This window comes from Streptomyces sp. NPDC056231, from assembly GCF_048270745.1.
In the GTDB taxonomy this organism is placed as follows: domain Bacteria; phylum Actinomycetota; class Actinomycetes; order Streptomycetales; family Streptomycetaceae; genus Streptomyces.
The window spans coordinates 84445-102415 of record NZ_JBLVKW010000014.1 but is presented as its reverse complement, the minus strand read 5'-3'; the positions used below and the strand labels follow the sequence as shown (position 1 = coordinate 102415).

Annotated in this window: 13 protein-coding genes; 6 read left to right on the top strand and 7 right to left on the bottom strand. The window is 72.0% G+C overall.

Features of this window, described 5'->3' with window-relative positions; all coding sequences use genetic code 11:
- Window positions 1–34 precede the first annotated feature (34 nt).
- A complete protein-coding gene (locus tag ACNPQM_RS14465; protein WP_418084292.1) occupies window positions 35–3391 on the top strand; it encodes an ATP-binding protein in 3357 nt (1118 codons plus the stop codon).
- Between the two features lie 11 nt (window positions 3392–3402).
- On the opposite strand, the gene ACNPQM_RS14460 is transcribed toward ACNPQM_RS14465, so the two are convergent.
- The 5 genes from ACNPQM_RS14460 to ACNPQM_RS14440 all read right to left on the bottom strand — a co-directional run bounded on the left by ACNPQM_RS14460 (window position 3403) and on the right by ACNPQM_RS14440 (window position 10300).
- Window positions 3403–5289: an ABC transporter ATP-binding protein gene (locus ACNPQM_RS14460; protein WP_418084291.1), complete on the bottom strand. Its 1887-nt coding sequence runs from the start codon at window positions 5287–5289 to the stop codon at window positions 3403–3405.
- 170 nt (window positions 5290–5459) lie between these two features.
- Window positions 5460–6080, bottom strand: coding sequence for a TetR family transcriptional regulator (locus tag ACNPQM_RS14455; RefSeq protein ID WP_418084290.1), 621 nt, complete (start codon window positions 6078–6080; stop codon window positions 5460–5462).
- 46 nt (window positions 6081–6126) lie between these two features.
- A complete protein-coding gene (locus ACNPQM_RS14450; protein WP_418084289.1) occupies window positions 6127–7221 on the bottom strand; it encodes a hypothetical protein in 1095 nt (364 codons plus the stop codon).
- A complete protein-coding gene (locus tag ACNPQM_RS14445) occupies window positions 7218–8075 on the bottom strand; it encodes a hypothetical protein (protein ID WP_418084288.1) in 858 nt (285 codons plus the stop codon). The genes ACNPQM_RS14450 and ACNPQM_RS14445 overlap by 4 nt, the downstream gene beginning before the upstream one ends.
- Before the next feature lie 2 nt (window positions 8076–8077).
- The gene (locus tag ACNPQM_RS14440) at window positions 8078–10300 is read right to left on the bottom strand and encodes a right-handed parallel beta-helix repeat-containing protein (protein ID WP_418084287.1); all 2223 of its coding nucleotides are present in this window, start codon (window positions 10298–10300) and stop codon (window positions 8078–8080) included.
- Between the two features lie 177 nt (window positions 10301–10477).
- Here ACNPQM_RS14440 and hmgA point away from each other — a divergent pair, with 177 nt between their 5' ends.
- The 3 genes from hmgA to ACNPQM_RS14425 all read left to right on the top strand — a co-directional run bounded on the left by hmgA (window position 10478) and on the right by ACNPQM_RS14425 (window position 13946).
- Window positions 10478–11815 carry a homogentisate 1,2-dioxygenase gene (gene hmgA / locus ACNPQM_RS14435; RefSeq protein ID WP_418084286.1) on the top strand — a complete coding sequence of 446 codons (1338 nt, stop codon included), beginning with the start codon at window positions 10478–10480 and terminating at the stop codon, window positions 11813–11815.
- 64 nt (window positions 11816–11879) lie between these two features.
- Complete coding sequence (locus tag ACNPQM_RS14430) at window positions 11880–12665, top strand: GntR family transcriptional regulator (RefSeq protein ID WP_358858114.1); 786 nt, start codon at window positions 11880–11882, stop codon at window positions 12663–12665.
- A 63-nt stretch (window positions 12666–12728) separates the two neighbouring features.
- Window positions 12729–13946 carry a type ISP restriction/modification enzyme gene (locus tag ACNPQM_RS14425; RefSeq protein ID WP_358858115.1) on the top strand — a complete coding sequence of 406 codons (1218 nt, stop codon included), beginning with the start codon at window positions 12729–12731 and terminating at the stop codon, window positions 13944–13946.
- Here the strand turns inward: ACNPQM_RS14425 and ACNPQM_RS14420 are convergent.
- Window positions 13828–14367 (bottom strand): hypothetical protein, encoded by a 540-nt coding sequence (locus ACNPQM_RS14420; protein WP_418084285.1) that lies wholly within the window; start codon window positions 14365–14367, stop codon window positions 13828–13830. The genes ACNPQM_RS14425 and ACNPQM_RS14420 overlap by 119 nt on opposite strands.
- A 126-nt stretch (window positions 14368–14493) precedes the next feature.
- On the opposite strand from ACNPQM_RS14420, the gene ACNPQM_RS14415 reads away from it, so the two are divergent.
- The gene (locus ACNPQM_RS14415) at window positions 14494–15690 is read left to right on the top strand and encodes a CaiB/BaiF CoA transferase family protein (RefSeq protein WP_358858118.1); all 1197 of its coding nucleotides are present in this window, start codon (window positions 14494–14496) and stop codon (window positions 15688–15690) included.
- 80 nt (window positions 15691–15770) lie between these two features.
- Here the strand turns inward: ACNPQM_RS14415 and ACNPQM_RS14410 are convergent, their stop codons facing one another.
- Window positions 15771–16034 (bottom strand): hypothetical protein, encoded by a 264-nt coding sequence (locus ACNPQM_RS14410; protein ID WP_327247209.1) that lies wholly within the window; start codon window positions 16032–16034, stop codon window positions 15771–15773.
- Between the two features lie 267 nt (window positions 16035–16301).
- On the opposite strand from ACNPQM_RS14410, the gene ACNPQM_RS14405 reads away from it, so the two are divergent.
- Complete coding sequence (locus tag ACNPQM_RS14405; protein WP_418084284.1) at window positions 16302–17939, top strand: serine/threonine-protein kinase; 1638 nt, start codon at window positions 16302–16304, stop codon at window positions 17937–17939.
- Window positions 17940–17971 lie beyond the last annotated feature (32 nt).

Genomic DNA, 17971 nt, shown 5'->3' with positions numbered 1-17971 from the left:
GCTGCCCGGGAACGGCGGTTACAGTGACTGCCTGATGAACGCAGCGCACACCACCGACCACGGCGAGCACTCCCCGCACATACCGCCGTTGCTGCGCGTACACCTTTTCGGCGGGTTCCGGATAGAACGCGACGGAGGCGCGCCACTTGCCGAGCGCTGGCCACGGCCGAGCGCGCGCGCTCTCGTGAAACTCCTCGCCGTTTCCCCGGGACACCGACTCCACCGCGAGCAGGCGATGGAGATCTGCTGGCCGGATGCCGATCCTCAGTCCGCGCTCGGCAGCCTGCGGGTCGCGCTCCACGCGGCGCGGCGTGCCATCGAGCCCGAGCTCGTACCGCGCGCCGCGTCGTCGTATCTGACCGGCGAGGGGGCTCTCCTGTCGCTGGACCCCCGGACGGTGTGGATCGACGCGGACCATGCCGAGACCCTGGCCGAGCGCGCGCTCGCCGGGGGTGGTGCGGCCGAACTGGCCGCGGCGGCCGCGGCATTCACCGGTGAGCTGCTGCCCGAGGACCGCTACGCGCCCTGGGCCGAGACCCGGCGCGAGCGCCTCTCTGAACTGTGCGAGCGGGTGCAGCTGGCCCTTGCGGAGGCCTACCTCGCGGACGGCGAGACGGAGCCGGCCACGGATGCCGCGCAGCGGGTCCTGGCATCGGCGCCCGCCCAGGAGCGGGCTCATCGGGTACTCATCGACGCGTATCTGCGGCAGGGGCTGCGCCGACAGGCGGTGCGCCAGTACCACGTGTGCCGTGCGGCGCTGGACGCGGAGCTGGGAGTACGCCCGAGCCCTGCAACGGAGCAACTCCACCTCCTGGCCCTCGACTCGGCGGCCACAGTGGTGGGCGCGGCGTCGGCCCCGGTCCTGCCCGCAGCTCTCCGCACACCCCCCGCGGCCCCGCTGCGCGGCCGGGACGCCGACCTGGAGCTGCTGCTCGCCACGAACGGCCCGCCGGTACGCCTGGTCGGCGGCGAGGCGGGCGTGGGCAAGACCCATCTCACGGCGGAGGCGGCCCGGCGGGCGGCCGAGGCCGGGACGACCGTGCTGTGGGGCGCGGGCCACGACGCGGAGGGCCACACGCCGTACGGCGCCTTCGTCGAGGCCCTGGATGCCTGGCTCGCCGACCGGCCACCCGTCGACCGGGCCGGAATCGGCGGTGAATACCCCGAACTCGCCTCGTTGTTGCCCTCGCTGGGGCAGATCGGGATGGGCACGGAACGCAGCCCGGAGGAGGAGCGCGACCGGTTGTTCCGGGCGGCGGCCGGACTGCTGGGCGATCTGGCGGCGACCTCGCCGGTGCTGCTCGTGCTGGACGATCTGCACGCCGCCGACACGGGAACGTACCAGCTGCTCAGCCATCTGGCCCGGCGGGCATCGGCCACCGGCACGGACTGGCGGTTCGCCGTGACGTACCGGGCGGAGGAGCTGACCGCCGCAGATCCCCGGCGCACCGTGCTGGACACCCTGGTACGCCAAGGGCTGGCCCGTTCCGTGGAGTTGGGGCGACTGAACCGGGACGCATGCCGGGCGGTGGCACGGGACGCGGGGGCCGGGGCCGATGTGGACCGGGTCTGGGAGCTGTCGCTCGGCAATCCGCTCTTCGCCCTGGAGTTGGCCCGTTCGGTCCACGAGGGCACCGACCCGGCACGGCTCAGCGCCCCCGAGGGCGTACGACAGCTGGTGGCGGCACGGTTGGCGCGGCTGGGGCCCGCGGCACGGCGGGTCGTGGAGGCGGTCTCTGTGGCGGGCGGCGGCGCAGCGCTGTCCGAGGTCCTCGACGTCGCCGAGCACGGACTGCATCCGCCGCTGTCGGCCGCCGAGGCGACGGATGCCGTGGACGCGGCGGTCTCGGCGTCAGTGGTGGCGGAGCGGACCGTAGTGGTCGGCGGGCAGCCGCTGCCCGGTCTCGCTTTCCGGCATCCGCTGGTCCGGCTGACCTGCTACGACGGGATGTCCACGGCCCGCCGCCGGCAGCTGCACTCGGCGTATGCGGAGGCGGTGCTGCGGCGCAGGCCGGACGCCGTCGACACCCTCGCCTCACATCTCACTCGCGCCGACGACCCCCGGGCCACCCACTATCTGCGGCAGGCGGCCGAGCGGGCGGCAGCCTTGTGCGCCAACGACACCGCGGACCGCTACTACGCCGAACTGACCGCCCGGCTCGACGCGCTGGCCGCCGATGCGGCGCAGGCGAGGATCGACCGGGGCGCCGTGCTGCGCCGGATGGCCCGCTACCAGGAGGCGGCGGCGGTGCTGCGCGAGGCACTCGACGACATGGTGCGGCGCGGCGACGAGGGCGGGCAGGTGCTGGCGGCTGCCCGGCTGACCGAGGTGCTGGTGAAGTACCGCGGCACCGACGAGGGCGAGGACCTGTTGCGCACGTATCCGCCCGGTCCGAACACCCCGCCGCTGGCCGCCGCGACCCACCATCTGGCGGCGGCGGTGCTGCGGTTCGTGACCGGCCGGTACGAGTCGGCACACGCCGCGGCCTGTACCGCGCAGGAAGCCGCAGACGCCATACCGGGCAGCGAACGCCGGGGGCTGCTGGCCCGCGCCCTCGGGATGCAGGCGACCTCGCTCGGGCTCGCGGGCCGGTTCGCACAGGCCCGTCCGGCGGCCGATCTGGCACTGCCGCACGCCGAGGCTTACGGCGACCAGGAGTTGCTGGCCACCGTCCTCTCCGTACTGCGCGAGCATGCCCGGCGGTCGGGCCGGCTCGCCGAGGCGGTCGCCTCCGGGCGGCGGGCGCTGCGGCTCGCCGAGCACACCGGGGATCCGACGGCAGTCGCCTTCGAGCGGGCGAACCTCGCCGAACTGCATCTGTTGCTGCAGGAGTTCGGCGAGGCGCGGGAACATGCGCAGGCGGCGGTGCGGGAGACCGGCGAGCAAGCCACGTGGTGCACCCCGTACGCCCTGGCCGCGCTGGCCCGGGTCCGGATGGGCGCCGGCGAGTCGGGCGCGGCGGAGCTGCTGACCCGTGCGGGGGAGGTGGCCGAGGCGCAGGGCGACCGGCAGGCGGTGCACGAGGTACGGGCGGCGCAGGCGGAGCTCCTGGTCCGCGAGGGCCGCCCGCAGGAGGCCCTCGCTCTGCTGACCGGCGGGAGCGGCCCCGGCTCGGCCGCGCTGCTGTCCTGGGCGGAGCTGCTGGCGGGACAGCCGGAGCGGGCGGTGCGGCTGGCGGCCGCGGAGACCGTACGCGCCGAGGAGGTCGGCGAGCGGCTGTCGTTGACCGAGGCGCGTACGGTACATGCGGCGGCGCTCGCGGCGCTGGGCCGCGAACGGGAGGCGCGCGAGGAGTTCGACCGGGCAGCGGCACTGGCGGCCGAACTCCCCTATCCGGCAGGGGCGTTCGCGGTGGAGCAGGCCCGTGGGACGGACTGGACGACCGGCTGACTCAGCGGTGGTCAGCCCAGACCGGCGGGCTCGGTGCCGGGTCGCTCGAACTGGGTGCGGTACAGCTCCTCGTACCGGCCGCCGGCCGCAAGCAGCTCCTGATGGGTGCCGCGTTCCACGATCCGTCCGTTCTCCACGACGAGGATGAGGTCCGCGGCTCGTACGGTGGAGAGCCGGTGGGCGATCACCACCGCGGTGCGTCCTTCGAGCGCCTCCACGAGGGCTTCCTGGACGGCCGCTTCGGAGGTGTTGTCCAGGTGGGCGGTGGCCTCGTCGAGGATGACGACGCGCTGGCGGGCCAGCAGCAGCCGGGCGATGGTCAGCCGTTGCCGTTCGCCGCCGGAGAGCCGGTAGCCGCGTTCACCGACGACGGTGTCGAGTCCGTCGGGCAGCGAGGCGACCAGTCCGTCCAGCCGTGAGCGTCTCAGGGCGTCCCAGAGGTCTTCCTCGGTGGCTTCGGGGCGGGCGAGCAGAAGGTTGGCGCGGACCGACTCGTGAAAGAGGTGGCCGTCCTGGGTGACCATGCCGAGTGTGTCACGCAGGGTGTCGGCCGACAGGTCGCGTACGTCGATGCCACCGATGCGTACGGCGCCCTCGTCCGTGTCGTACAGCCGGGGCAGCAGCTGCGCGATGGTCGACTTGCCCGCGCCGGACGATCCGACGAGGGCCACCGTCTGGCCCGGTTCGGCGCGGAACGAGACCCCGCGCAGCACCTCGTCACCGCCGCGGGTGTCCAGGGTGGCGACGTCTTCCAGCGAGGCGAGGGAGACCTTGTCGGCGGAGGGGTAGCCGAAGCGCACGGCGTCGAACTCCACGGACACCGGACCGTCCGGAACCGTCCGCGCATCGGGCTTCTCCTCGATCAGCGGCTTGAGGTCGAGGACCTCGAAGACCCGCTCGAAGCTGACGAGCGCGCTCATCACCTCGACGCGCGCCCCGGCGAGCGCGGTGAGCGGCGCGTACAGCCGGGTCAGCAGCAAGGCCAGGGCGACGACGGCGCCCGCGTCCAGCTGCCCGCGCAGCGCGTAGAACCCGCCGAGCCCGTAGACCAGGGCGAGTGCCAGCGCCGACACGAGGGTGAGTGCCGTGATGAACGCGGACTGGGCCATGGCCGTACGGACACCGATGTCGCGCACCCTGCCCGCCCTGGCGGCGAATTCGGCGGACTCGTCGGCGGGCCGCCCGAAGAGCTTGATGAGCGTGGCGCCGGGTGCGGAGAAGCGCTCGGTCATCCGGGTGCCCATCTCCGCGTTGTGGGCGGCGGCCTCGCGCTGGAGCCTCGCCATCCGCGTACCCATCCGGCGTGCGGGCAGCACGAACACGGGCAGCAGCACCAGCGCGAGTGCGGTGATCTGCCAGGAGATGCTGAGCATGACGCCGAGGGTGAGCAGCAGCGTGACGACATTGCTGACGACGCCGGACAGGGTGTTGCTGAAGGCGCGCTGGGCGCCGATGACATCGTTGTTGAGACGGCTGACGAGCGCGCCGGTGCGGGTGCGGGTGAAGAACGCGATCGGCATGCGCTGGACGTGGTCGAAGACGGCGGTGCGCAGGTCGAGGATCAGTCCCTCGCCGAGGGTGGCCGAGAGCCAGCGGCTGACCAGCCCGAGTCCCGCCTCCGCGACGGCGATCACGGCGATGAGCACGGCCAGCCGCGTGACGGTCCCCTCCTCCTTGCCGGTCACGATCGCGTTCACGACGCGGCCGGCGAGGATCGGGGTGGCGACCGCGAGCAGTGCCGTGGCGACACTCAGCAGCAGGAACAGTGCGACCCGCCGCCGGTGCGGTCGGGCGAACGCGGCGATGCGCCGCAGTGTGGCTCGGTCGAAGGGGCGTCGGTCCTGCTGCGCGTTCATGACGTTGTGGAGCTGCGTCCACGCGGTGGCTTCCATGCTCATGGAAGGAACGTACGACCTCGACCCGGCTTGAGGTCAACGTCCGCTCCAGGGCCCTGCCCGAAAGCGGGCGCGAGGTTCCCCACACCGTCGGTCCGGGACGGCGGGGCGGGTGTCCGGTTCCCTGCGGCGCGGACCCGTGTCGTCCCGCGCGGTGAGATGCGGTGCCGGGTTCAGTCCAGGATCCGGGCCAGATACGCCTGGATCAGGACGCGGGTTTCCACGACGATCGCCGGATCGCCCGACGGGTCGGTGCGGAAGGCGAGCTGGAGGAGCGCGTCGGCGGCTTCGACGCAGACCAGGATCGTCCGGAGCAGATCCTCGTCGGCGGTGCGCCCCAGACGGCCGGAGAGCAGTTGGGCGAGGCGCTCCGCGACGCGGCGATTGGCGTCGGAGGCCGGGTCGTCCACAGGGGCCGGGGCGCCGAAGTCGACGAGGGCGAAACCGGGGACGGAGCGCTTCATCGCCAGGTATTCGTCGAGCACGGCGTCGATGGCGCTGCGCCAGTCGGCGGCCGGGATGACGGCCAGGCGACCGGTGATGCGCTCCGCGTAACTGTCCAGGTTGCGCCGGGCCAGGGCGTCGGCGAGGGCGCGCTTGTTGGAGAAGAACCGGTAGACGGAGCCGATCGGGACTTCCGCGCGGGCGGCGACGGCCCGGGTGGACAGCTGCTCGTAACCGGTCTCGTCGAGGAGTTCGGCGCAGGCGTCGAGTATCCGGGCGAGACGTTCGGCGCTGCGCTGCTGCACGGGGGCGCGGCGGAGGTTCGTATTCGCATGGGGCACGGGCTCCATGATGCCGTGACTCTCCTCTGCGGGACGGAAAGGTGCGCACCTGCGGTCAGGCGAGAAGCAGGGTCAGCCCGCCGACGGTGTACGCGATCATCAGGGTCAGCAGGGGAAGCTGCCCCGCGACGGCGCGGGCGGGTGGGAAGAGGCGCACGGACCGGTCGTGGGCGGCGACGACGCCGAGGATGTGCCCGATGACGATCGCGGCGACCTGGAGCGTGGCGATGCCGCCCGGACGCAGGGGCGGTTCCGGCGGGACCGGATTGTCAGCGCCGAGTGCCACCATGACTGTGCGCGGACCTTCGGTGACGAAGAGTGTGAAGTAGTGGGCGATGAGATAGCCGAGGGCGATCGGGATCAGCGAGTGCGCGAAGACGGTGAGGGGGTGGCGGAGTTGACCGGAGATCAGCCGGGTGGCACCGGCGCAGAGGGCATAGCAGGTGGCGACGAGGGCGACGGCGGCGAGCAGCCCGAGCGTGGCCGCGGTGGTGCGGCCCAGGGGTGAGGTCTGGACGGCGGTGATCCAGGAGGGGGCGTCGGAGAAGCCGTCGTAGGCGGTGGAGCCGAGCATGACGCAGACGGTGGCGACGAGCACGAGGAAGAGCAGGAGAGCGGTGGACGACGCGGGGTCGGGGGCGACGAGTTCGAGCCAGGTGAAGGCGAGGAGTCCGGCCGCGGCGGGCCACAGACCGAGCCGTGCGGGAAGGGGGCGGCCCGCAGCCGGGTCGCGGGCCAGCGCGCGGCAGACGAGGAGGTGGAGCGTGCGCAGGGGGTTGAGGAGTCGCCAGACAGGGCCGAGGAGGAGCGAGGCGGGGACGAGCCCGACCCAGAGGAGCACGTAGACGGCGCCCGCGGCCGGGTTGCGCTCCGGACCATCGCGGCCGAGGAGGAGATGAAGGAGAACGAACAGGGCGGCGGCCAGACCGAGGGCGCGCGCGGCGATCCGGGTGCGGCGGGCGTCGGCGAGTTGCTGCAGGGGGACCGGAAGCGGGCGGCCCGCCCGGTCGCCCCGGAATCGGGAGGCGGGCCAGAGCAGGCCGAGCGCGAGAAAGGAGACGAAGAGCGCGGCGAAGGCACCGGCGAACGCGTAGAAGGGGGACAGCGGCAGGTCGTGCCGGGAGCCGATGCCATGGGCGAGGACGCTCACCGTACGACGAGCTGGGTCAGGAGCAGACCGGACTCGTGGGTCTCGACCTCGAAGAGCCCGGTGCGGTCGGCGGTGAGACTGAGGGTGGTGGTCCGTCCGGCGGGCAGGCGCGCTTCCTTGTCGTAGCCGTGGACATGGAGGGTGTCGGCGCGGTCGGCTCGGACGCGCAGCTCGATGCGCTGCCCCTTCCTGAGTTCGGTGCGGCCGGGGGCGGGGCTGACCTTGCCGTGAGAGATGACGATCTCCAGAGTCCGGTCGGGGCGGGGCTCGGCGGGGGTGCCGGCGGAAGGGGTGGTGGTGAGAGGCGTGGTGGCCTGGATCGGTGTGGAGTGCACGGCCCAGGCGGTGTGATCGTCGGCGTAGAGCCGGGCCGTGAGGGTGCGGCCGCCGCCCGCTTCGTGGACGAGGGAGTCGGGGAGGTGGTACCAGGGGCCGTAGAGCCGGGCCAGGGGGTGGCCGTCGAGGAAGAGCCGGGCGTGGCCGCGCCCGAGGAGCGCCGCGCCGCCGACACTGTCCGGACTGAATCTGAAGTTCCGTACGGAGAGATGGACGTTCCACCCGTCCTCGGAGTCCGGCCGTACGGCGACGGTCACCGCGGGGGCGCCCTCGGCCTCGACCTGGCGGAGCCGGTGCCCGGATCCGTCGTCCGCGGTGAGGAGCCGGCCAACGCTGCCGCCTGCCTGTTCATGGCTGGTGCCGGGCCTGTGGTGAGTGGTGGGCCGCCCACCGCAGGCACTCGCACCGCACACGAGAGCGCCTGCGGTGAGAAGGGCGACGGCGAGCCGGGGGAACGCCGTGCGCGACGTGAGCGCCGTGAACCTGTTGAGTCGCAGCGTGCGGGGAGATCGCCTCATGATCAGTCCCCGTCCGGTCCGGAGCCCCGGTGGGGCCCGGAATCCGTGCCCGGCCCGGAATCCACCGATCCGGACGCTGAATCCGCACCGTGTCCGGAACCCGCGCCATGGCTCGAATTCCTTCCTACGCCCGCACCGGCAGGGGCCCCCGCCCGGTCGTCGCCCTGCACGTCCGCCGCATCGGCGTTCGCGTCCGCGTCCGGCCCCGGGGCCGCCTTCTTCCGTACCGCCCGTTCCCCGTACCGCGCGGAGGCCGCCATCGCCCACACCACCCAGATGACACCGAGGAGACCCCGTACCCAGGCCGGGCCGATCGGGATCCACGGGATCATCAGGACGGCCTTGTCGAAGGCGTCGAGCAGGGTCAGGGCGCCCAGCACCATCGTGGTCCAGCCCAGTCCGGGCCGCTCGCCGCGCAGGACGAGTCCGATGCCGATCCACCACGCCCCGGTCAGCAGCAGCGCCACCGCAGGCAGATAGGAGGACGCGAGGCCCGTCGTCGCACCGGCCACATCCAGCCCGAGGCCGATCGCGCCGAGCAGGGTGGCCGCTGCGGCGAGCCGGCTGTGCCGCAGCCGGCGCCACCAGAGCACCCCGCCGACCAGCGCGAGCACCAGAGCGACACCCAGCGCGATCTGCACCTCGATGCGCTCGATGCCGCGCGCGCCGTACCAGTCGCAGCCGGCCGGCAGCCGCCGCGCCTGCACGTTGTAGTCGGCACAGACCAGCAGTTGGGCAAGTTTGACCGGTTCGCCCACCAGCCGGTCGGTGCGGACGGAGACCGCGCCGCGCGCCGCCCCGCACGCGGGCAGCGAGCGCGGTGTGGACGGTCCGGTGTCCGACTGCCAGCAGTTGCTGTCGCCCTGGCCGTCCCACCACACATCGGTGCGGTTGGGCCGGGAGCGGCCTGCCTTGTCCGTGCCGAGGTGATTGCCCGCGTACCGGTTGTGGTGCGAGGTGTCGGCCTGCTTCGCGAGGGAGTTCTCGCCGCGGATGAAGGCGGGGACGGCGCTCAGGAAGAAGGCGGCGCGCCGCTGTCCGTAGATCCAGTTGTTCTCGTAGATGTTCCAGTTGCCGCCCGCGGTGATGATGCCGGTGCCTGGCGGCATGGAGATCTGCGGGCAGACGACGCCGTCCTCGTAGCCGCGTTCGACGGGCGGTTTGGCGCAGGTTCCGTCGGCGACGTACGGGTAGTAGTCGGCGTTGTTGTCGTGGATGAGGTTGCGTTCGAAGCGTGCGTGGTTCTGCGGGAGTCCGGGGTGGCCGGGGAAGGCGCTGTCCATCGAGGCGCCGCCCATGTTGTGGTCGAACTCGTTGTCGTGGACGTGGACCGAGTCGCCCGCGGTGCCGGAGTAGCCGACCATGTTGTGGTGGCTGCGGCAGCCGGTGATCTCGATCGAGTAGCGCGGGACGTCGTAGCCGTACCCGTCGTTGATGTTCGACGCGCTGCCGGGGTAGATGCCGGAGTCGCCGTTGCCGTACGACTCGCAGTTCTTGTAGAGCCCGTGGTCACTGGCGAAGGTGAGGAAGCCGTACTCGTCGTTCCACCGGGTGAGGACGTCGTCGATGACGAAGCCGTCCTGGGCCAGCACGTACAGCGAGTTGAACGTCGTGCGCTGGGCGGTGAAGTTCTTGAAGTAGATGCCGTCGGAGCCGTCCGAGCGGATCGCGTTGAGTTTCTGGTACTTGGCGTCGATGACGACGTCGGTGCGCTCCGCCCCGGTCCCCTCGATCTGGAGCTGCTTCTTGCCGAGGATCGCCACCAGGTTCTGGTTGTGCGGACACTTCTTCTGCTGCGCGTACGACAGGATCTGGTAGCCGAGCTGCGAGTTGGGCGCCTTGAGCCTCGCGCACTCCCCCGCCGGCCTGGGCAGCGAGGGCTCCTCCTCGTACAGGCCGGGCAGGATCGCGATGGTCATGCCGGGTCTGCCGACCTCGTCGACGGCCTGCTGCAGATGGCGGTACCCGGACTTCCGGCACCGCTCGAAGAGTTCGAGGTTGCGTGCCCGGAGCTTCGCCGGGAAGCCGGATATCCGGCGTTCGAAGTCGGCGCGGTCGCTCTTGCAGACCAGCAGATCCGGTTCGCCGGTGCGGTAGACCGGGACGCTGCCGGAACCGTCGGGCAGGGTGACCGGCCGTTCCTCGTGCGCCTGGGCGGCCGGGGCCGCGAGGAGTGCGGCGGCCAGTGCCACCAGGACCACCAGAAGTCTTCGTGTCCACGACATGTGCCGGAGAGTAGAGCATTGTTCAACTTTTGGAACCCCCTTCTGCACGACGGATCAAAAGATCTCCGTCACGGCCCCGCACCGGATCCGCGACGCGCCACCGCCCTGCCCCGTTGACGTGCCCCGATCTGATTCCTACGGTGTCCCATAGGAATCCTTCGGCACCGGGAGCGCAGCATGGGCGGCACCAGCGGCATCGAGCAGGCGAGGAAGACGGCGGAAGCGCTTGTACACTCCGCCGGTTTCGGTAATGAGCACAGCTCCGAGGCGGTCCAGGGGGCACTGCCGCACGGCCGCAACTCGCCCCAGCGAGCACCACTCGGCCTGTACGCCGAGCAGCTGAGCGGCTCGGCGTTCACCGAGCCGCGCGCCCACAACCGCCGTTCCTGGCTCTACCGGATCCGCCCCTCGGCCGCCCACCCGCCGTTCGTCCGGATCGACAACGGAGCGGTGCGCACCGCCCCCTTCACCGAGTCCGTCCCCGATCCGAACCGGCTGCGCTGGGACCCACTCCCCGATCCCGCACCCGGCACGGACTTCCTGGCAGGACTGTGGACCCTCGGCGGCAACGGCGACGTCACCCAGCGCACCGGTATGGCCGTGCACCTCTACCACGCCAACACGGCCATGACCGACCGTGTGTTCAGCGACTCCGACGGCGAACTGCTGATCGTCCCCGAGCGGGGCGGCCTGCTGCTCCGTACCGAACTGGGCCTGCTGCGCGCCGAACCCGGTCACATCGCGCTGATCCCCCGGGGTGTCCGCTTCCGGGTGGAACTCCTCGACGACTCCGCCCGCGGCTATGTCTGCGAGAACTACGGGCAGCCGTTCACACTCCCCGACCTCGGCCCGATCGGCGCCAACGGCCTTGCCAACGCCCGGGACTTCCTCGCTCCCGTCGCCGCGTACGAAGACGCGGACCGCCCGGTCCAGGTGATCAACAAATTCTGCGGCAACCTCTGGTCCGCGACGTACGACCACTCGCCGCTCGACGTCGTCGCGTGGCACGGCAACTACACCCCGTACGTCTACGACCTGCACCGTTTCAATGTGATCGGCTCCATCAGCTACGACCACCCCGACCCGTCGATCTTCACGGTGCTGACCTCGCCGTCGGACACCCCCGGTCTCGCCGGTGTGGATTTCGTCGTCTTCGCGCCGCGCTGGCTGGTCGGCGAGGACACATTCCGGCCGCCGTACTTCCACCGCAATGTGATGAGCGAGTACATGGGGCTGATCGAGGGGGCGTACGACGCGAAGACGGCCGGCAAGGGCGGCTTCGTGCCGGGCGGCGGCTCGCTCCACAACATGATGTCGGCGCACGGCCCGGACCGGGAGACCTTCGACCGGGCGAGCGCGGCGGAGCTGAAGCCGCAGAAGATCGACGACGGTCTTGCCTTCATGTTCGAGACCCGCTGGCCGGTCACGGCGACCGGACAGGCGGCGGCCGCCGACCACCTGCAGCGCGGGTACGACGACGTGTGGCAGGGTCTCGAACGCAACTTCCGGCCATAGGCGAAGCAGCCGCTTCCCGGCCCCCGCTCGTCGCGTCCGCAGTGTCGCAGTACGGAGAGTCCAGGTGACCCAGGTGCCTCAACTGCCCCAGACGCCCACGGTAACGGCCTTCGCCCCCGACTCGCTGGTCCTGAACCGCAAACTGCCGCTGTGGTACCAGGTCTCACAGTCGCTGCGCGCGTCCATACTCGGCCGCGCCCAGGACGCCTCGCTGCGGCTGCCGACCGAGGAGCAGCTCGCCGCACACTACGGCGTCAGCGTCCTCACGATGCGGCAGGCGCTCAAGGAGCTGGAGACGGAGGGGCTGATCAGCAGGCACCGGCGGCGCGGCACCTTCATCGAGCCGCGGGCCCGCCGGGCCTCGCCGGTCCGGCTGCTCGGCTCGATCGATGCGATCGTCGCCCAGCAGTCGGGCGAGCGCACCACGGTCCTCGGTCATGGCCCGCTCGCCCTGCCCGGCGACCTCGCCGAGTACTTCCCGGGCTGTACGGACGTGGTCGGCTACCGACGGCTGCGCTGCGACGGCGACACCGGCGAGCCCACCAACTGGGCGGAGAACACGGTGCACCCCGAGGTCGCAGCCCGGCTCGATGCCGCCGATCTCGAACGCTGGCCGATGACCAAGGTGTTGCGCGACCGCGTCGGCGTCCGGATCGCGCGGATCACGGACACGGTCGAGGCGCGGCTCGCCGACCCGGCCACCGCCGAGCTCCTCCAGGTCCCGCTGCTCAGCCCGATCCTCTTCTACACAGGGGTGACGTACGACGAGAGCGGCCGGGTGGTGGATGTGGCACAGATCCGGTACCGGGGGGACAGGTTCTCGTTCTCGGTGACGGTCGAAGCACACTGACCGCGCACGACGCGCCGTTACGATGCCTGGGGCGGCGGACGTGGCGACGGGGAGGACGACACGGTGGCAGCACGGGCGGGCGCCGGAGCCGGCGGGGACGACGACACCCCACTGCTCGACGACCTCATGCCATGGTCCGTACGGCCCCTGCGTACCGGGCGCCCCTGGGTGACGGCCCCGGACGCCGGTTCCCTCAAGGCCCGCTGGGGACGTCTGGTCAGTGCCGAAGGAGCCGAGCGCGAACAGCTTTTCCGGCCCACCCGTGCCCGTGATCCGCAGACTCCGGTCGCGGCGCTGCCCGGCCAGACCACCTCCACCGCCCGGTTCGCGCGGGAGTCCGGTCCCTGTCCCGAGCCGGTGCGGATCCTGCACGGACCGTTCGACGAGCAGTGGCTGATCCCCGACCACCGGCTGATCGACGCCGCCCGTCCGGAGCTGTGGAGAGTCGCCGACGGGCACCAGCTCTTCGCCGTCGAACACGGATACGTACCGCAGGACACCGGTCCCGCCCTGTCCGTGACGGCGCTGCTGCCCGACGGCCACTCCCCGGCCGGCCGCCCCGGCCGGATCCGGCCGCTCTACCGGCGGCCCGGCGGACAGGAACCCAATCTGGCGCCCGGTCTGCTCGGGCTGCTGCGCGCCCGGCACGGGAACGCGGTCACCGCGGAGTCCGTGCTGGCGTGGATCATCACGGCAGCCCGTCATTCCCCGGCCGGGTCCGTCGTACCGCTGCCCGCCGACAGCACACGCTGGTGGGCCGGGGTGGAGCTGGGCCGGGAGCTGCTGCGGCTCCAGCTGCGCGGCGCGCGCGGCGGGGAGCGCCCGCGGCTGCCCGGCGGGCGGCGCCCCTATGTGCGGGCCGCGCTACCGGCCGCGCCCGGCACGCTGGAGTACGACCCCGGCGACGAGGCGCTCCTGCTGGGGACGGGGCGCATCTCGCCCGTGCCGGCGGGAGCCTGGGAGTTCCGGGTGGGCGGAGTCCGGATGCTGGAGCTGTGGTTCGAGCGACGGGCGTCCGCTGACGGGGCGGACGGTCTGGAGGCGATACGACCCCGGGGCTGGCCCCAGGAGTGGACCTCGGAACTGCTGGAACTGATCACCGTGCTGGCGCTGCTCGCCGAACTCCGGCCCCGGCAGGAGGAGCCGGCCGCCGGCCCGCAGCTCACCACCGGTGATCTGCGGGCGGCCGGTGTCCTGCCGGTCGCGGCGACGGCCAGGCGGCCGGCTTCCGTGCTCGACCATCACGAGGAGGGCCCGGAAGGGCAGTTCGCCCTGGTGTGACACGTCCGGGGCAGTCAGGACGCGGACTGTTCGAACGAGTCCGGCACCCGGTCGAGCGCAGCTGGTTCCAGCAGGCCGAGGTGATCCGGTGTCCCACCGTGGTCCGGCTGGCCTTCGCCGCCGCCTCGGAGACCGCGATCACCTTGTCGAGCAGTACCTGCACCCGGGCCGGACTGCCTTCGCGGACGTAGTACGAGATCTCGGCGATCTCCGGGGTGACGTTCGGAATGTCACCGCCGTTGTTGATCACCCAGTGGAGCCGCCCCGACGGGGCGAGGTTCTCCTCGCGCAGGAACTCCGACATCGTCGCCATCATCACGGCGGCGTCCAGCGCACTCTTGTTGCCCAGCGGGGTTCCGCCCTGGCCGGCGACCCCGAGGAAGGTGAAGGTCACCGCGGTCATCGCGGTGGTGGTGGTCACACATGTACGCATCCGGGGGTGAGGTGCTGTGTACGCGCCAAACGATCAGCACCCTGGCCCCGGAACTTTCCGACGTCAACACCACGGGATGACAAAGTTGTTACGTACACGATAGGTACGGTTCCCATGAGTGCTCACCCTCTCCCCCTGGACGGCATCACCGTCGTCGCCGTCGAACAGGCTGTCGCCGCCCCGTTCGCCACCAGGCAGCTCGCCGACCTCGGCGCCCGCGTCATCAAGATCGAGCGCCCGGACGGCGGTGACTTCGCCCGCGGTTACGACACCGCTGCCCGCGGCCTGGCCTCGCATTTCGTCTGGTGCAACCGCGGCAAGGAGTCCCTCGCGATCGACCTCAAGGACCCGCGCGGCCTCGCCGCGGTGCGCCGACTGGTCGCCGGCGCCGATGTGTTCGTACAGAACCTCGCCCAGGGCGCGGCCGCCCGGCTGGGTCTGGACGCCGCGACGCTCTGCGCCGCGCACCCGCGGCTGGTCGCCGTCGACATCTCGGGGTACGGCGCCGACGGCCCGTACGCACACAAGCGGGCCTACGACATGCTCGTGCAGTGCGAGGCGGGACTGGTCTCCGTCACCGGCACGCCTGGGCAGCCGGTGAAGGCGGGTGTGCCCGCCGCCGACATCGCGGCGGCGATGTACGCCTTCTCGGGGGTGCTCGCGGCGCTGCTGCGGCGCGCGACCACCGGGCTCGGCGGGCCGGTGGAGATCTCGATGCTGGATTCGCTGACCGAGTGGATGGGGCATCCGCTGCACCATCGGATGCATGGGGGCGAAACCCCGGCGCGCACGGGGCTCGCGCATCCCGTCATCGCCCCCTACGACGCATTCGAGACCGCGGACGGGGAACAGCTGCTGCTCTCCGTGCAGAACGACCGGGAGTGGCGCCGGCTCACGGAGCAGGTTCTGGGGCGGCCGGCACTGGCGGAAGATCCGGACTTCGCGACGAACACCGCACGGACCGCTCACCGGGAGCGGACCGATGCGGTGGTGGCCGAGGCGCTCGCCACGCTGACCACGAAGGAGGCGCTGGCCCGGCTGGACGCCGCGGGCATCGCCTGCGCCCGGCTGAACACCGTGGCGGATGTGGCGGCACACCCTCAGCTGGCGGCACGGGACCGGTGGCGGGAAGTGGAATCACCGGTCGGGGCGTTGCGGGCCATGCTGCCGCCGATCACATTGCCGGGCGGGGCGGAGCCGCGGATGGGAGCCGTACCGGCGCTCGGCGAGCACACCGAAGCACTGCTGCGGGCCGCGGGGATGACGGACGAGCAGACAGCGGAGCTGCGCCGGGACGGTGTGATCGCCTGAGCGCGGCCCGAGCGGTGGGCCGGTTCGATCAGGGGCGGGCGATCGGTCGGGGGCCGGATCGATGGTGACAGGCCGTCGGGTCAGCGGCGGCTGCCGAAGAGCGAGCGCCGCAGTCGCCGCAGCGGTGCGAAGAGCGAGACACGCGCGCTCCTGCTCCGGCGGCTGTGCGCAGCGTCGCGAGAGGTGAGCTCCAGCATCAGCAACGTCGCCTCCGCGGTCTCACGCTGCGGGACGGCGGGGCCGCCGAGCACTGCGAGATGGCGGTCGAGGCGCGAACTGGTCGCACTGCTCCCACATGTGATGGCAGGCACACGCGGCCTGCTGCGCATCGCTATCTGTTCCATGTCACTCCCCACCCGTACGAGGGCACCCGGCCCGGGCAGGTTAACCCTATCCCCCCGCGATGACACGCGTGTATCCCGGGCGCAGGATTGAGCACACACATACGGATGCTGACGGCCGCACTCATAATTCGCCCCATTACAGGGCGACTTGGACAGAACGGGAGTGGTTCGCCCGCAGCGGCGGATTGCTGCGCAAGGGGGGCGGGAACGGTTCGTGTGGAGAGGTTTCCGCCGTGCTGCCGCCACTCCTGCGGATGGGGGATCACCGTGAGCGAAGTGCCGGGCGAGGACCGACTGATCGCGGGCCGCTACCGACTGCTGGGCCCCTTGGGCCAGGGCGGGATGGGGACCGTGTGGCGGGCGCGCGACGAGGTGCTGGGGCGCGAGGTCGCCGTCAAGGAGGTCCGCGCCCCGTCGGGGCTGCCCGCGTCCGACGTACACCGGCTCTACGCGCGCCTGGAGCGGGAGGCATGGGCGGCCGCGAGGGTCTCCCACCGCAACGTGGTCACCGTCTACGACGTGGCGACCGAGGACTCCCGTCCGTGGATCGTGATGGAGCTGATCCGAGGGCTCGCGCTCTCCGACGTACTGGACGCCGAGGGCCCCATGCCCCCGAAGCGGGCGGCGCACATCGGCGCGGAGGTGCTGGCCGCACTGCGCAGCGCCCATGGGTCCGGGGTGCTGCACCGCGATGTGAAACCCGGCAATGTGCTGCTCGCCAACGACGGGCGGGTGGTGCTGACGGACTTCGGTATCGCCATGGTCGAGGGGACGTCCGCGCTCACCATGACGGGTGAACTGATCGGATCGCCGGAGTTCTTGGCACCGGAGCGCGCACTGGGGCGCACGCCGGGGCCCGAATCGGATCTGTGGTCGCTGGGTGTGCTTCTGTACGCCGCGACCGAGGGCAATTCACCGTTCCGTCAGAACACCCCGCTGAACACGCTCCGGGCGGTGGTGGACGAGGAGCTGCCGCCGCCCCGGCGGGCCGGCCCGCTCGGCCCGGTCGTCGAGGCACTGCTGCGCAAGGACCCGACCGAGCGGCTCTCGGCCGCGGAGGCCGAGCATCGGCTGCGGATCGTCGCCGCCGGGGGTACGCCGCGGACCGCGGGGGCGGGTGCGGCGGATCCGTACGGTGCCACGGTGACAGCCCGCACGAACACGCCGGCAACGCCGTTTCCCGCGGCACCCTTCCCCTCCCCCGCTTCGTCTCCGACGTCCGCGTACGCCCCCGAGGAGCGGTCGCGTCGCGCGGTCGCCCTTCTCGCCGCAGGGCTGGCGGTCCTGCTGCTGGCCGTCGGCGGGATCGTCTGGACGCTGTCACACAAGGGCAACGACCAGAACGCGGGCACCGGCGTCCCCGGCCCGGGCCCGGGCCCGACCAGCAGCGCCCCGCGCTCGACGCCCGCCACCCAGGGAACGCCCGGCACCGACGGATCACCGGGCGGAGGCGGCGCCGGGATCACCGGCAACACCGGCCACAGCAGTACGAGCAAACCGCCGTCCCAGACCGTGACGGTGTATCTCGCCCCCGTACGCGACAGCTACGAAGGCAGTTGCCCACCGCCGCACACCGGGGCACCGGCGGTCGAGGCGACGATCACGGTGGGGCGCACGCCCGTACAGGTCGAGTACCGATGGGCGCTGAAGGACGGTACGAGCTCGGATCCCGGCTGGCAGTCGCTGTCCTTCGGCGCCGGCGACGGGCGGTCGAAGCAGGTGTCGCACACAGAGCTGACGCACCGACAGGACACCACGTACCACGGAACGATCACCCTGGAGGTGAGGAGTCCGGTCGCGGTCACCTCGAACGGAGTGGCGTTCTCGGTGACCTGCCGGGCGGAGACCCCGACGGATGGGGCCTCCGCCCCGACGGAAGGGGCTGCCACCCCGGCGGGCGACTGACCGGGGCAGCCCGTACCCCTTCCGCCGCCTTG

What these genes read in the sequence shown, in the direction of transcription:
- ACNPQM_RS14410 (WP_327247209.1), bottom strand. Translation starts at nt 16,034, where the DNA reads ATGGAACAGATAGCGATGCGCAGCAGGCCGCGTGTGCCTGCCATCACA.
- ACNPQM_RS14415 (WP_358858118.1), top strand. Translation starts at nt 14,494, where the DNA reads ATGAGTGCTCACCCTCTCCCCCTGGACGGCATCACCGTCGTCGCCGTC.
- ACNPQM_RS14440 (WP_418084287.1), bottom strand. Translation starts at nt 10,300, where the DNA reads ATGTCGTGGACACGAAGACTTCTGGTGGTCCTGGTGGCACTGGCCGCC.
- ACNPQM_RS14445 (WP_418084288.1), bottom strand. Translation starts at nt 8,075, where the DNA reads ATGAGGCGATCTCCCCGCACGCTGCGACTCAACAGGTTCACGGCGCTC.
- ACNPQM_RS14460 (WP_418084291.1), bottom strand. Translation starts at nt 5,289, where the DNA reads ATGAGCATGGAAGCCACCGCGTGGACGCAGCTCCACAACGTCATGAAC.
- ACNPQM_RS14455 (WP_418084290.1), bottom strand. Translation starts at nt 6,080, where the DNA reads ATGGAGCCCGTGCCCCATGCGAATACGAACCTCCGCCGCGCCCCCGTG.
- ACNPQM_RS14465 (WP_418084292.1), top strand. Translation starts at nt 35, where the DNA reads ATGAACGCAGCGCACACCACCGACCACGGCGAGCACTCCCCGCACATA.
- hmgA (WP_418084286.1), top strand. Translation starts at nt 10,478, where the DNA reads ATGGGCGGCACCAGCGGCATCGAGCAGGCGAGGAAGACGGCGGAAGCG.